The 13760-nt window shown below is 57.5% G+C and carries 10 protein-coding genes; 2 read left to right on the top strand and 8 right to left on the bottom strand.

Annotation, left to right across the window (positions count from 1 at the left end):
* Positions 1 to 104 precede the first annotated feature (104 nt).
* From Absy_RS04700 to Absy_RS04680, 5 genes are all read right to left on the bottom strand, one after another.
* Complete coding sequence (locus Absy_RS04700) at positions 105 to 1166, bottom strand: WD40 repeat domain-containing protein (protein WP_048853562.1); 1062 nt, start codon at positions 1164 to 1166, stop codon at positions 105 to 107.
* A complete protein-coding gene (locus Absy_RS04695) occupies positions 1163 to 2170 on the bottom strand; it encodes a CobW family GTP-binding protein (protein WP_048853561.1) in 1008 nt (335 codons plus the stop codon). The genes Absy_RS04700 and Absy_RS04695 overlap by 4 nt, the downstream gene beginning before the upstream one ends.
* Positions 2171 to 2287: 117 nt before the next feature.
* The gene (locus Absy_RS04690) at positions 2288 to 3661 is read right to left on the bottom strand and encodes a chloride channel protein (protein ID WP_048853560.1); all 1374 of its coding nucleotides are present in this window, start codon (positions 3659 to 3661) and stop codon (positions 2288 to 2290) included.
* 98 nt (positions 3662 to 3759) lie between these two features.
* Positions 3760 to 4716 (bottom strand): cation diffusion facilitator family transporter, encoded by a 957-nt coding sequence (locus Absy_RS04685; protein WP_048853559.1) that lies wholly within the window; start codon positions 4714 to 4716, stop codon positions 3760 to 3762.
* Positions 4717 to 4735: 19 nt separating this feature from the next.
* Complete coding sequence (locus Absy_RS04680) at positions 4736 to 5818, bottom strand: cation diffusion facilitator family transporter (protein WP_048853604.1); 1083 nt, start codon at positions 5816 to 5818, stop codon at positions 4736 to 4738.
* A 212-nt stretch (positions 5819 to 6030) separates the two neighbouring features.
* Between Absy_RS04680 and Absy_RS04675 the strand changes: the two genes are divergently transcribed.
* Positions 6031 to 7683 (top strand): NAD(P)/FAD-dependent oxidoreductase, encoded by a 1653-nt coding sequence (locus tag Absy_RS04675; protein WP_048853603.1) that lies wholly within the window; start codon positions 6031 to 6033, stop codon positions 7681 to 7683.
* 100 nt (positions 7684 to 7783) lie between these two features.
* Here Absy_RS04675 and Absy_RS04670 read toward each other — a convergent pair whose 3' ends face one another.
* Entirely contained in the window at positions 7784 to 8572 is a 789-nt protein-coding gene (locus tag Absy_RS04670) for an alpha/beta fold hydrolase (protein ID WP_048853558.1), read from the bottom strand.
* Between the two features lie 170 nt (positions 8573 to 8742).
* On the opposite strand from Absy_RS04670, the gene Absy_RS04665 reads away from it, so the two are divergent.
* Complete coding sequence (locus Absy_RS04665; protein WP_048853557.1) at positions 8743 to 9552, top strand: universal stress protein; 810 nt, start codon at positions 8743 to 8745, stop codon at positions 9550 to 9552.
* A 21-nt stretch (positions 9553 to 9573) separates the two neighbouring features.
* On the opposite strand, the gene Absy_RS04660 is transcribed toward Absy_RS04665, so the two are convergent.
* Both Absy_RS04660 and Absy_RS04655 read right to left on the bottom strand, forming a co-directional pair.
* The gene (locus Absy_RS04660; RefSeq protein WP_048853556.1) at positions 9574 to 11535 is read right to left on the bottom strand and encodes an OPT family oligopeptide transporter; all 1962 of its coding nucleotides are present in this window, start codon (positions 11533 to 11535) and stop codon (positions 9574 to 9576) included.
* Positions 11536 to 11696: 161 nt separating this feature from the next.
* Positions 11697 to 13547: an alginate export family protein gene (locus Absy_RS04655; RefSeq protein ID WP_084596889.1), complete on the bottom strand. Its 1851-nt coding sequence runs from the start codon at positions 13545 to 13547 to the stop codon at positions 11697 to 11699.
* Positions 13548 to 13760: the final 213 nt, after the last annotated feature.

Below are 13760 nucleotides of genomic sequence, written 5' to 3'. Positions count from 1 at the left end.
TCTGGCCGGAGGGGGAGACCCTGTTTTGCATAATGCAATATCCCCTGCCCACGGCATCAAGCGGCCGGGCAGGGGGAGTTAAAAGGGGGCATACCCTTATGTGGTCAGGAGGCTGCCGCCAGATCCAGCAGCCCGATCACCCCATCTTCCGTGCCAAAACCCAGTGTGCAGCCATCGGGGCTATACGCAAGTGCGGTAACCGCTCCTGCCTGCCCTAATGATACAGGAAGAACACGCTGGGTCGTGGGTTCCATCATCACAACCGTGCCATTGGCAAAACCTGCGGCTACAACTTCCTGCGAGGGATGGAAGGCAACGCGGGTGCACAGTGCGCCACCGGCGCCGGGCAGCTCTGCCGGTGGTTTACCCATTGGTCCGCCCCCAAAAAAAGGCCACATGACCACAACGTCCGCCCCACTGGTGGCAAGCCATTTACCATTGCTGGAAAAAGACATGGAGCGCACTTTGGTGGGGTATCCGCTCATGCGGATATTGTGGCCATCGGCCAGCCGCCAGCCGTGCAGATCGTTCTCCTGCATGGCGGTAATGACCGCTTCACCACCGGGGTGCATGGCCACACCAAGGTGGCTGCCTTTCCATTCAAGCAACCGTGCGCTGCCATCCTTGGATTGGGTAAACCATAGCGACACACCGTTGTAATGCGAGGCGGCAAGGCGTTTGCCTTTGGGGTCAAAGGCTATACCCCCAACAGTTGTGGGGTGTTCAAACGTGCGCACGACCGTGCGCCCCGTGGCATCGCGCAGTTCCACATTTTTGCCCGATGCCACGGCAATCAGGGCCGTTTTATCGTTTACAAAGGTGGTAATATGTTCCACCCAGCGTCGTGTTTTGCCCAGTTCTTCAATTTCCCCCATAGGGTCAATGCGGCACAGGCGGCCATCGTCTCCCCCGGTCAAAAAACTGTCGGCCAGTGTATCGGAGGAAAGAGCCAGCACCGGCCCATCGTGTACGGCGTATGTGGCCCATGCCTGCGGGACCGTAAGGTCGTGCCTATGTGCTACAACCACATCGCCTTCACCAGTTGTAAAAGCAAAACGGCTGGAATCGCGCGAGGCAACGCACCCCGTAATTTCCCCCTCCACATGGCGGAAGGCCCCGCGTTTTTCAATGAGCCCACGCAGCAGGGTATCTTTTGTCTCGCTCATGCTGCAATGCAGCTTTCAAGCCCACGGCGGAGCTGTGGTCTGTTCAGGTTGCGGCCAATAAATACCAGACGGCTCTCGCGCGGTTCTCCATCTTTCCATGGTCCAATGGCATTGCCATCAGCCATCATGTGCACGGCCTGAAAAGCAAAGCGTTCGGGCTGGCCTGCAAAGTCCAGAATGCCCTTGGTGCGCAGCATGTCTCCCCCTTTTTCCTGAAGCAGGGCGCTAATCCATGCCTGAAAACGCCCTGCATCCAACGGTTGTTTGAGGGAGAGTGATACGCTGGAAATATCTTCCTCATGGTGGTGCTCGGGGTGTTCAAGGAACGACGGCATGTTTTCCAGCACACGGGCCAGATCAAATCCACCACGGTCCATGACATCGGTCAGGCTTACATTGCCTTTCTGGGCATGGTGGATGGGGGCTGCTGCATTAATCTTGCGAATGGCCGCCTCAATCCGTGCAATCTGTTCCGCATCGACCAGATCGGTTTTGTTGAGGATGATCACATCGGCAAAAGCAATCTGCTCACGTGCTTCGGAACTTTGCTCCAGTGTGGTGAGGATGTTGTAGGCATCGACAACTGTTACCACGGCATCCAGTTTGGCTTTTTCGCGCACGTCCTCATCAGCAAAAAAGGTCTGGGCTACAGGGGCCGGGTCTGCAAGGCCGGTGGTTTCTACAATAATGCCGTCAAATTTGCCGCGCCGCTTCATCAATCCATTCAAAATACGGATCAGGTCACCACGCACGGTGCAGCAGATGCAGCCATTGTTCATTTCGAACACTTCTTCATCCGCATCGACCACCAGATCGTTGTCCACGCCCAGTTCGCCAAATTCGTTAATGACCACGGCATACTTGCGACCGTGTTCGGCGGTTAGAATGTGGTTGAGCAAGGTGGTTTTGCCCGCGCCCAGAAAACCGGTCAGCACCGTAACGGGCACACGGGTATCAGGCGTGCTTGTCGCAGCATTTTCCGGCGCGAGAGATGCGTCAGACATAAGGGTAAGCCTCCAATGTAACAATCTTGCTTTTCATATAGGACGCCAGATTGTGAGAAACCAGAGACGCACGGTCCTGATAGGCACATACCCGCAGCCTATGGGCAGTATAATCGCCTAGTTTCTGTGCGTATCGGTGGCGGTTATAAGGTTCTGGGGTTTTTGTTTGGGTGCGGCTGAACGCAGGAAGCGAACGGCCAGTGCGCCATAAAGTGCATGGCTGCACAATGCGCGGGAAACCCCAAAAGCAAGGAATGCACTCGCAAGGAGCGCGAGCGTAATCTGCTGGTTATCGCACATTTCCATCACAATGACTGTTGCCGTGAGAGGGGATTGGGTTACGGCTGCAAAATATGCCACCGTGCCCAGCATAACCACGGCACCCGGTGTGGTGTGGGGTAGAAAATGCGCAATCCACCCGCCCATGCCAGCTCCAACAGAAAGCGAGGGTGCAAAAAGCCCACCGGGAATGCCTGAACAGTAGGAAATAAGGGTGGCCAGCAACTTGAGCAGAAAGAAAGAAGCCGGGTACTGGTCCGACCCCATAATAATGTCCCGCGCCTGTGTGTAGCCGGTGCCGTACGTCATGCCGCCAGAGAGCAGGCCAAGGAGCGCCAGAGCCAGACCACACAGGGCTGCAAACAGAATGGGGCGCTGCGTAACAAAGCGCCCGAACTGCCCCGGAATCCCGCGTGAAATGCGGACCAGAAGGGCAGAAAAAGTGCCCCCACTCAACCCGCCTACTAGCCCGCAGACCACCACAGCCAGCCAGCTTGCCCCTACAGGCACGGCAGAATAGGTGTGGCCGAAGTAGGTATAGTTCCCAACCAGAGCAATGGCCGTCACACCCGAGATGACCACGCAGGTCAACATGGTGCCGCTTGTACGTTGCTCAAAGGAATGGGCCAGTTCCTCAATACCAAACACAATGCCAGCAAGAGGGGTGTTAAAGGCAGCGGCAACACCGGCTGCCCCACCGGCCTTGATCAGGGCGCGCTGTTTGGTCACATCACTCAGCCCCGCAAACCGGCCGACCGTATGCATAATGGAGGCTCCAACCTGCACGGTAGGTCCCTCACGCCCGATGGATGCGCCAGAGAGCAGACCAAGGCAGGTCAAAAATATTTTGGCCAGAGCAATACGCAGGGCAAGAACCTTGTCCACAATCGTCATGTCATGCAGGTGCATACAGGCAATGGCCTGTGGAATGCCGCTGCCCTGTGCGCCACGGAACCATGTGCGTGTCAGCCAGGTTGAAAGCGCCAGCCCCAGCGGAGTCACCAGCAGCATCAGCCATGGGTTTATGTGGACCAGAGCCGTACGCACATGGGCTGCGGCATCTGCCCCTTTGGCAAAGGCCACAGCGACCAGCCCCACCATGGCAGCCCCGGACCAATACATAAATTTGCGGCGCCAGCTTACCGTGCCAGCCTTGGCGTGTTCACGCAGATGGCGCAGGGACTCTGCAGTGGGGATCACGCTCGTAGGCATGAGGCATCTCTATTACAAAAGAAGAAGGATGCGGCACAGTTTAACATTTCAGGCCACAGAAGAAAGACTTTCTGGAATTTTATGGTGTGTTTTTCTGTTTATTTTTCTGCCACCGTGCTGGAAGGAGCCGCATGGCAGCCAGAAGAGGGAATGTTCAGGGCACTTCCATCGCGTTTGACAAAGTTTTCCGGCTCCACATGAATATGCACAAGTGTGCTGCCCATATGGGCGCGGAGCGCATGTTCAATCCGGTCACAAATGTCATGCGCGGCATTGACGCTCATGGCACCGGGGACAACCAGATGAAATTCAAGGAATGTCATGGCCCCCACAATGCGGGTGCGTATATCATGCGCCTGAATGGCACCAATGCCATTGGCAACGATAATCTGGCGGATTTCGTCCAGAGTTTCCGTGTCCGGGGCTTCGTCCATCAGGCCCGCAATCGAGTCCCGCATGACCTCCCAGCCAACCCGCAGGACGTTTATGGCCACCAGCCCGGCCAGTACCGCATCCAGCCGTGGCCAACCAATGAAAGGGATCAGTGCCACGCCTGCAACAAGTGCCACACCTGTCCATACGTCAGACAGAACATGCTGCCCTCCTGCTATCAGGGCGGGGGAGTGGCGGGCCTGTCCAGCACGGAGCATAACAAGCCCCCATGCCAGATTAACGCAGGTTGCGGCGGCATTGAGCAGAAGCCCATTCCATGGAACCAGTGCAGGGTGGGGGGTAAGCCAGCCTTCCAGCGCCTCGCGGCCAATAACAAAGGCAGTAATGACCACCAGTGTTCCCTCCGCCACAGCGGACAGATACTCCGCTTTGTAATGGCCGTAGGTATGGTTGTGGTCTGCCGGACGTTCGGCAACGCTGAGCGCCCATAACCCACCAGCAGCGGCCACAACGTTGATAATTGTTTCTATGGCGTCCGCATGGAGGGCAACGCTGCCACTTACGGCAAAGGCTGCGTATTTGAGCCCCAGCGCAACAAGGCTGACAAACAGGCTGACAACGGCAATGCCCCGGTTACTTCTGGGCAGGGGGAGTTCGGGCATAAGCTCTTGCGATCAGGGGTTAGACGGTGTGTGGGTCGGATAGGTGGCAGGTGGGGCTGTATTCCAGTGTTTCCATCTGCACGGTGGGGTGGGCAATGCCAAAGCGTTTGCGCAGGGTGCTTACAAGTGTGTCCAGCAATCTGGTATCGCTCTCGCCATCCGAAGGACCGGTGGCACGGACCAGATGAACGGTCAGTGCTGTTTCGGTCGTGCTGATGGGCCAGATGTGCAGGTCATGCAGGTCGGCAACACCGGGTGTGCCCCGTAAAAAATTTTCCACGGCGCTCGGGTCCACCTCACGCGGGACGGCATCGAGTGCCATGTCCAGCGAATCCCGCAGCAGGGACCACGTGCTCAGCACCACAATGACCGAAATGGCAAGGCTTATGGCGGGGTCTATCCATGCCACATGGGTCAGCAGGACCAGTCCGCCAGCAATAACAACGGCAAGGGATGTCAGGGCATCGGCCATAAGGTGCAAAAAAGCGCCCCGGATGTTCAGGTCGCCTTTCTGCCCTGCGGCAAACAGCATGGCCGATGCACCGTTGACCACAATACCAATGCCAGCAACCACCATCATGGTCATACCCGCAACCGGGGTCGGGGCCATCAGGCGGTGGATTGCCTCCCACGCCACGCCGCCGGTAACAAGCATAAGGATCAGGGCGTTGGCCAATGCCGCCAGAATGGAAGACCGGCGCAACCCGTAGGTAAAGCGGGCTGTCGGGCTTTTGCGCGAGAGATGTTCGGCAAGCCATGCCGCAGCCAGTGCCAGCACGTCTGAAAGATTGTGTCCCGCATCGGCAATAAGCGAGAGTGAGTGGGCATACACCCCCCACACCGCTTCCGCCGCCAGATAGAGTGTGTTGACCGCAATGCCTATGGCAAAGGCTGTTCCAAAGGAGGCAGGCGTATGCACATGGTGGTGGCCAAACCCGTGCTTGTGTCCGCAGGATGCTCCGTCACCATCATGCTCATGCTCATGCTCATGCTCATGCTCATGCTCATGCTCATGCTCATGGCTGGAGGGTGGGGTCTGAGCATGGCTGCCGCAACCCGAATGGTCTGCATGGTCATGCGTATGGTGGTCATGGGCTGCCATGGTGTGCGTGCTTTCGTCAAAACGGTAAGGCCACATACAACGGTGGCTGTTTATTCCGGATGCTTTGCTCTTATTTAAGGTGCGTGGATGTGGAATAGAAGTGGAATATTCACGCATCGATCATGCGGCAGACATTGCACGTCCGGCAGGTTCCAGAATAGAGGAAGGGGCCAGATGCCCCTTTTTGCAATCAATACTGGATGAACACGCCCATGCTCCGTCTGACTGAACTGCGGCTGCCGCTGGACCACCCGCCCGAAGAACTCCGGCAGGCGATCTGTGATCGGCTGGGTATTGGTAAGGAGGAGCTTGAGCAATTTAATGTGTTCAAGCGCGGGCATGATGCCCGGCGTCGCTCCGCCATATGGTTTGTGTACACCGTGGATTGCGCCGTGCGGGATGAAGCTGGCGTGCTGGCCCGCTACCGTGCCGAACATCCGGGTAACAGCCACGTGCAGCCTGCACCGGATATGGCCTGGCATAACCCCATAACCAATGGTGCGGTGCTGGCTGCAACTCCGGGGTACAAGCGGCCCATCGTAATAGGGGCAGGGCCATGTGGGTTTATGGCGGCCCTTATCCTCGCCCGCATGGGGTTGCGCCCACTTCTGCTCGAGCGGGGGAAAATTGTGCGCGAACGCACGGTAGATACCTTTGCCCTGTGGCGGCGCGCGATTTTAACACCTGAGAGCAATGTGCAGTTTGGGGAGGGAGGAGCTGGCACCTTTTCCGATGGTAAGCTGTACAGTCAGGTAAGGGACCCGCGCTTTCTGGGCCGCAAGGTGCTTGAGGAGTTTGTAAAGGCAGGCGCACCGGAGGATATTCTTTATCTGGCGCATCCTCACATTGGTACATTCCGTCTGGTTTCCATGGTGGAGCATATTCGCCACGAGGTGGAACAGGCGGGAGGGGACTATCGCTTTGAAGCACGGGTGGATGATCTGCTGCTTAACCCTGCAACCCGCAAGGTCGAGGGTATTCGCCTTGCTACAGGGGAGGTGATCGAGGCTGATCATGTGGTGCTGGCTGTTGGCCATAGTGCGCGGGACACCTTTGCCATGCTGCAAAAGCAGGGGGTGGACATGCAGGCCAAGCCTTTTTCCATGGGCGTGCGGATTGAGCACCCGCAATCCGTCATTGATGTGGCGCAGTTCGGACCCAGCGCAGGTAACGACCTTCTGGGTGCTGCGGAATACCGGCTGGTACACCATGCCGCCAATGGGCGGGGCGTGTATTCCTTTTGCATGTGCCCCGGTGGCACTGTGGTTGCAGCTACCTCTGAAGAGGGGCAGGTGGTGACCAATGGCATGAGCCAGTATTCCCGCGCCGAGCGTAATGCCAATTCCGGCATAGTCGTAGAACTGCGGCCGGGCGAGGATTACCCGGATGATCCGCTTGCGGGCATGGCGTTCCAGCGCCACTGGGAGCGACAGGCATTTTTGGCCGGAGGGGGCGACTACCGTGCACCTGCCCAGCGTGTGGGGGACTTTCTGGCAGGTCGCCCCTCTACGGTCTTGGGGGATGTTGTCCCCTCTTACAAACCCGGCGTAACACCGACGGACCTGTCCACCTGTCTGCCGGATTTTGTGGTGGAAGCCCTGCGGGAGGCCCTGCCGCGATTTGAGCGTAAACTCCGTGGTTTTACCATGGAGGATGCGGTTATGACCGGGGTGGAAACCCGGACATCCTCCCCCATTCGTATTCCACGGGGGGAGAGTGGCCAGTCAGTCAACACGCCGGGTCTGTACCCTGCGGGGGAAGGGGCTGGTTATGCGGGTGGCATTCTGTCCGCCGCCATGGATGGCATACGGATGGCAGAAGCGGTTGCGCAGGATATGGCGGGCTTGCCAGTTACGCTGGCGTAATACGGTTTTTGGCCCCCTGCCTTAGGTGGCCTTGCGCCAGCAAAGGCAGGGTGTGCGGTGTTAAAAAAACTGCGGGTTTGCAGCGTACCGCACAGGGGCTTTAAGGAATGCTCGCCAGAAAATCTTCTACCAGTTCGGTAAAACGGCGTGGTGCATCTGCATGGACCCAATGGCCTGCGCCGCTAATGCTCTCCAACCTGTGGTGAGGAAAAAGGGCGTGCATGACCGGCCCGTTTGCCGGGCTGATGTAAGGGGAGTTCTCGCCTCGAATAAATAAGGTCGGGCCATCGTACCGTATGCCCGCAGGGAGTTGCGGCCAGCCCATAATGTCGGGCATGGCAGCCATAATTTCGGGTAGGCCGATGGCCCAGCCCGGATTATCCCCTTGCCGTATGTTCTGTGCCATAAGCTGGCGCACGGCATCGCTGGCAATAAACGGGCGCAGCAGTTCGTTTGTGCCCTGTAGGTCCAGATGGGCAGGAAACTGGAGCTTGTCCAGATTTTCAGGCAGGTCCAGTCGGTCAAAGCCACCTTGAGCAGGGGCAATGTCCACCACAATCAGTGCTTTTACGGCAGAGGGGTGGGTTAATGCCAGCATCATGGCGGTTTTGCCCCCCATGGAATGGCCGAGCACAATGGCGGGGTTGGCATGGGCCTGTTCCATTGTATCCAGCACATCCTGTGCCATGGCTGGATAGCTCATGGGGCCATGGGGGCTGTTGCCATGGTTGCGTAGGTCCATGGCCAATGTGCGCCGTGTTGTTGCCAGTTTGCGTTGCACAAAGCCCAGATTACGCCCCCGGCCAAACAGGCCGTGCAGCAGCACAACCGGCAGGCTGCCTGCGGGTGTTGGGTGTTCGGGGCCGCGTTCGCTCACATTTAGCAACACTGTTCTGCTCTTTCCTCTGCTTTGGGGCGCAAGGGGCGCGCTTGCCGGAGTTTTGCCCAGCTTTGGCGTGGATGGCGAGGGGGGAAGCCTTGTTTTTTCTTCACCTTCCAGAGAGAGGGCATGTGTGCCACAGTCTCCCGTATATCTTAGGAATATAAGGGAGTTGGTACATGCAACGGTGCCTTGTTATTCTCAGCCAGTTGGATCAGGCCGAGGTTCTGCTGGGCATGGCCGCGCAAGTGCTTTCCCGCGTTCGGGGGATGCAGCGGATTGATGTGCTGGCTGCGCGCGAACCCCCGGATCAACTCCTTGGGCACATTGGTCTGTCTGATGCGCAGGCGCAGACCCTCCATGCCAGCCAGATGGAATGGGCCAATGCCCTGCATACGCGCTTTCAGCGCTGGCTGGCGCAGGAATATGGTGCACCGGCTGACCGGCTGGGCAAGGTTGAGGTCAACTGGCTGGACCCGGAAATTACGGTGGACCGGATGATTGCGGGTTACGGCAAGGATGCGGACCTGTTGATTATGGGCTTCCCTGATAGTCGGGACAGCGCACAAAAGCATCTGGCAACCAAGGCGGCTATTTTTGAATCCGGTCGTCCTGTTCTGTTTGTCCCGCCTTTTTGGGACCAGACAAGTGGGGACAGAATTTTTATGGCTTGGAAAAACACCCCACCATGCCGCCGGGCTTTTTTTGCTGCCCGTTCTTTTGTAGGGGCTGCAAAGGCGGTGGAGGTTGCTGTGTCCGCTACAGATACGCTGCCGCTGGACATACTGCCCGGCATAACGGTTACCCAGCAGCCTGTGGCCGATACGCGCAATGCCGGGCAGACATTACTGGATATGGCCAATAGCTTCCGTGCGGACATGCTGGTTATCGGGGGTTACCAGCACAACATGCTGTATAGTCGTCTTGTGGGGAGTGTAACGGACTATATTCTGGCCAACCCCCGCGTGCCGGTGCTGTTGCAGCACTAACCCGGCTGCGTATGGGGGCGCCTAGCTTGGACGGAGTGTTTTGCGCGCAAAGGTCCAGCACAGGGCTGCAAACAGAACCGTACCCAGAATGTTCGGCAACCCGGCGGGCAGGTAAGCCGCGATGGAAAAAGCGTTGTCCCGCCCTGTTGCGCCGGACAGAACCGCGAGTAACACGCCGGTCAGGCTTTCTCCCACAATAAAGCCCGAGGCCAGCATGGTGCCTGTGGTGTTCTCTGCCCCACTGGCCTGCGCTGTTGTGGCAAGCTGTTTTTGGCGGTTGTGAATGATCCGCTTGAGCACCCACCCCAGTATGGCTCCTCCTGCCAATGTAAGGCTGACGGATGCAGGCAGGTAAAGCCCTACTGCAACGCCAAGAGGGGGGAGGGCAAAACCACGGCAGCGCGCAAGCAGATCTGCGCCAACCAGACCAACTCCCAGTGCCATACCAGCGCCGAGCATACTCCAGTCAAGGGAGTGGGTGAAAATGCCTTTGGCAATCAGGGTAATCAGGGCTGGCTGTGGGGCGGACAGGGCGTGGGATGGGTCCATGCCGGGGCGGGGCATGGCACCGGTAAAACCATATGCCTGGTAAAGCAGGTTGAGTACGGGTGGGATAACCGCAGCACCAACAAGGCATCCGGCTATAAGGGCCACTTCCTGCTTCCATGGTGTGGCCCCCACCAGTTGCCCGGTTTTGAGGTCCTGTAGGTTATCATTGGAAATGGCGATGGTAGCTGTAATGGCAGACAAAAGCAGAATGGTAAAAGCCGTTGCCAGCTTTTGTCCGTCTGCGGCCATGGCGTTAGGGGCAAGGCCCAGTGCCTGTAAGGCCAGAATCATCAGGGCGCACAGAACCGCTCCGATAATAATAATGCCAGAAATGGGGGAGGAGGAGGAACCAACAATTCCTGCCATGTATCCACAGGCTGCCGCCATAATAAAGCCGAACACAATGCAGAACAGCACCGCCGCAGCGACAACCGGGGCGATACCGCTGGCAACAGGGGCTAAAAAGGCGGCAAAAAAACCGGCAAGCAATACGGCAGAGAGAAGGAGCAGTGCTCCCATGGTGCGGGCGGAAAGGTCCTGATCCGTTGTGGCCACCACGCCGGTTGTGCGCTGGAGCATACTCCGGATGCCGCGCAGTACGGGCGGCATCAGTTCAATAAGGGTCCATAGGGAGGCTACGGCAATGGCTCCCGCGCCCACAAAACGGACTTTGTGCAACCATACATCCTGCGCAAACAGGGTGGGGGCAAGGTGTAGGGGATTGGGGAGTATGCCAGTCAGCCATGGCACGCCAATACCCCAGGCCAGAATGCAGCCAATAAGCATGGCCACACCACCACTCAGCCCAACCAGATAACCGGCTCCGATCAGGGCGGGGGAAAAAGCGCCACTGACTTGGAATACGGCACTGCCAACGGTTGCGGTCAGGCTCAATCCATCGCTCAGGAGCCGTAGGCCACCACTGCAAAAGGAAAAAACGGTGGCCAGAATACTGCCGCTTATCAGGGCCTGCAGGCCATGCTGGTTTTCCCTGTTGGCACCGGCACGCAGGATTTCTGCCGCAGCGACCCCTTCAGGGTAGGGCAGGCTGCTCTGCGTGACCAGCGCCCGCCGGAGCGGGATGGTGAACAATACCCCCATGATTCCACCAGCAAAGGAAAGCCCCGCAGTCTGCCAGAAGGGAAAATGCGTCCAGAACCCGGCAATGATCAGGCCCGGAAAGGTTGCAAACACGCAGGAAAGGGTGCCCGCAGCGGAGGCCTGACTTTGCACCATATTGTTTTCAAGCAGTGTACCACCGCCCAAAAGGCGCAGCACGGCCATGGAAATAACCGCCGCAGGTATGGAGGAGGCAAAGGTCAGCCCGATCCGTAGCCCCAGATACACATTGGATGCGGTAAAGATGATGGTAATGAGCGCGCCCAGCACAAGGCCACGGAGTGTCAGTTCCCGTTGGGGGTTCGGGCTGGCCATGCGTCCTGTTTCTCCCAGATGATCATGGAGGGTGTGCCTGCATTCTGGGGGGAGTGGGCTAACCGCGCAAGCGTTCAGGCTCAGGGGAAGGCATGGTTGGGTGCATTCCCCTGCTTTTTTGTGCGCATTTGCCGTGTAAGGGCTCTGTTTGCCCCGATGCGTTAGAATGTGAGTTCAAGGTTGCTTTGCACAAATGCTCCCGAAGAGGCACCGGCATTGATCATGCTGCGAGAGGCAAAAATATATTCACCATCAATACCCAGCGTAATGTGGCGTGTTGCACGCCAGGTAAAGCTGGCCTGTGGAATGGTCGCTGTATATGCCCCATGTGGGCGATAGCCATAAAAGGCGGTGCCGCTGGCGTAAATCGCATCCTCCCGGCTGTTGCGCCACACTGCGGGTACCTTGAGGAGCAGGGTCGTGTTGGATGTTGGGGCAATGGTGGCAATGGGGCCTACGTCTATCAGGTTCGACTGGCCAAGGTAGGTGCTCATATCCAGATAGTAGGCACTGGGCACAAAAGGAGAGAGAAAACTCCCCCATGTGCTGTGCTGGCTCTTGTTCATGTTCCCGCCGGATACGTCATCCACCTGCACGCCAATAGCGGGGTGGCCAAACCATTTGGCAAACCGCCATGAGAGCGTGGCATTAATGGAATAGGCGGAAACAGGGCGCGTTGGGCCACTTTTGGCCGCGCGGAATTCGCCACCCTGCCACATGCCCCCAATGGAAAACTCAAGAGGGCCTGCATTGCCCCATATGCGCATTCCTGGTGTGTCGCGGTGTGTGGAGCCTGCAATGGAGCCACCGGCCATGGTTGGCAGCGCACTATTGGAAAGCAGCACACCCAGATAAAACGTATCCACAAAAATCTGGCTGTTCCGCCCCATGAACTTGAAGCTTGGCACAGCGTAGGACGTATATGCCCCGAACAGCCGGGAGTTCCAGCCCACCTGGTCATGGAAGGCCGTTGCAGGCGCATTGTTGGTCAATGTCAGGTAAAATCCGTCGATACGAAAATTCTTCCAGAACGCGTATCCCCGCAGACCATTCCATGAAAAAGGAATGGAGGGGTAAACGCTGCCTGCGGTAAAGTAAGGCGGAGCGTCCAGAAATGTCATGCGGCCAGCCATGCCACCAACGGTTGCGCCCAGTACCTTGCCACGCACCTCCACAAAGGCCTGTTGCGCATCCAGTTTGCTGCGCCACCGCCCTCCGGCATAACCGTAGTAATTAACCCCGCCAGCCTGCCCGCTCATAAGCTCCCCATACAGGCGGACATGCTCACCAAGGTGCAGGTCCCCCCCCAGATTCCAGCGGAAGTTATTGCGGTAGGCCGGGTCTTTTTTGGTTGCACCAAAACCTGCCCGCTGGTCATAAAAATTATGTTGCCGAAAGTTGCCGCTCAGCGTGAGGTAAATGTCGCCCGCAGTGTTGAACGGAATGTATTTAAGCGCATCCATGGCATCCAGCCGGTTGCGTTTGTCACGCAGGCTGGACCAGTCCTCCGCCCAGCGGGACACGGCATAATAGCCCACGGTGCCAAAGCCAGCAGCAGCCCCCGTATTGGTGTTAAACACTCCCCATGGTCCCTGATGCAGGAGTGCCGTGGGCAAAGGATTAAGTTCCAGCGCCTGTGGCTGCCCGTAGGCTTCCGGGCGGCTGGTCAGGGGGGGGAGCAGGCGGGTATTATCCCAAAAACCGGGTTTTTGCTGTGTGGTGGAGCGGGGAGGCGCCGTAATAATCCGCGATCCGGTTCTTTGTTCAGGCGTGAGGGGTGTAGCTGTTCCCTGCTCTGTGGCAGGTGGTGTGTGTGGCAGGTGCAGGTAAGCGGCATTGGGGGCCGTTTCGGCCAGTGCTGGGGCATAGACCGGGGCAGCCCATAGGCAGAACAAGGCCGTGCCCGGTGCCAGAACCCGGGGATAAAGACGCATACGTACAATATGGCACCCTGCTGTGTGCGGGGTTTTGTTGGTCAGATGAGATGGAAAGCGTTCGGTGATTACGGTCATGGGCCGAGGTCACTTCTTGTTATTTTTAGGATCGACAATTCATTCAATAAATGAATGACTTATATTAACATTAAAGCTATAGATGCGTTTATGTCATATCGCATTTGCGTGTGTCGCATTCCTTATACGGAATGCGACGTACAAATTCGATAGAAAAATAAGAAAATCTTTTAATTTTTCTGTATTTTTGCAAATAAAGTTAGAAAAAATACA

This window comes from Acetobacter syzygii (assembly GCF_000964225.1).
GTDB classification, from domain to species: Bacteria; Pseudomonadota; Alphaproteobacteria; order Acetobacterales; family Acetobacteraceae; genus Acetobacter; species Acetobacter syzygii.
The sequence above is the reverse complement of the archived record's forward strand: the minus strand, read 5'-3'. Positions and strand labels throughout refer to the sequence as shown.

Excerpts from the sequence above, each read along its gene's own strand:
- Absy_RS04685 (WP_048853559.1), bottom strand. The coding sequence starts at position 4,716 with ATGCCCGAACTCCCCCTGCCCAGAAGTAACCGGGGCATTGCCGTTGTC.
- Absy_RS04675 (WP_048853603.1), top strand. The coding sequence starts at position 6,031 with ATGCTCCGTCTGACTGAACTGCGGCTGCCGCTGGACCACCCGCCCGAA.
- Absy_RS04690 (WP_048853560.1), bottom strand. The coding sequence starts at position 3,661 with ATGCCTACGAGCGTGATCCCCACTGCAGAGTCCCTGCGCCATCTGCGT.
- Absy_RS04700 (WP_048853562.1), bottom strand. The coding sequence starts at position 1,166 with ATGAGCGAGACAAAAGATACCCTGCTGCGTGGGCTCATTGAAAAACGC.
- Absy_RS04655 (WP_084596889.1), bottom strand. The coding sequence starts at position 13,547 with ATGACCGTAATCACCGAACGCTTTCCATCTCATCTGACCAACAAAACC.
- Absy_RS04660 (WP_048853556.1), bottom strand. The coding sequence starts at position 11,535 with ATGGCCAGCCCGAACCCCCAACGGGAACTGACACTCCGTGGCCTTGTG.
- Absy_RS04680 (WP_048853604.1), bottom strand. The coding sequence starts at position 5,818 with ATGGCAGCCCATGACCACCATACGCATGACCATGCAGACCATTCGGGT.
- Absy_RS04695 (WP_048853561.1), bottom strand. The coding sequence starts at position 2,170 with ATGTCTGACGCATCTCTCGCGCCGGAAAATGCTGCGACAAGCACGCCT.
- Absy_RS04665 (WP_048853557.1), top strand. The coding sequence starts at position 8,743 with ATGCAACGGTGCCTTGTTATTCTCAGCCAGTTGGATCAGGCCGAGGTT.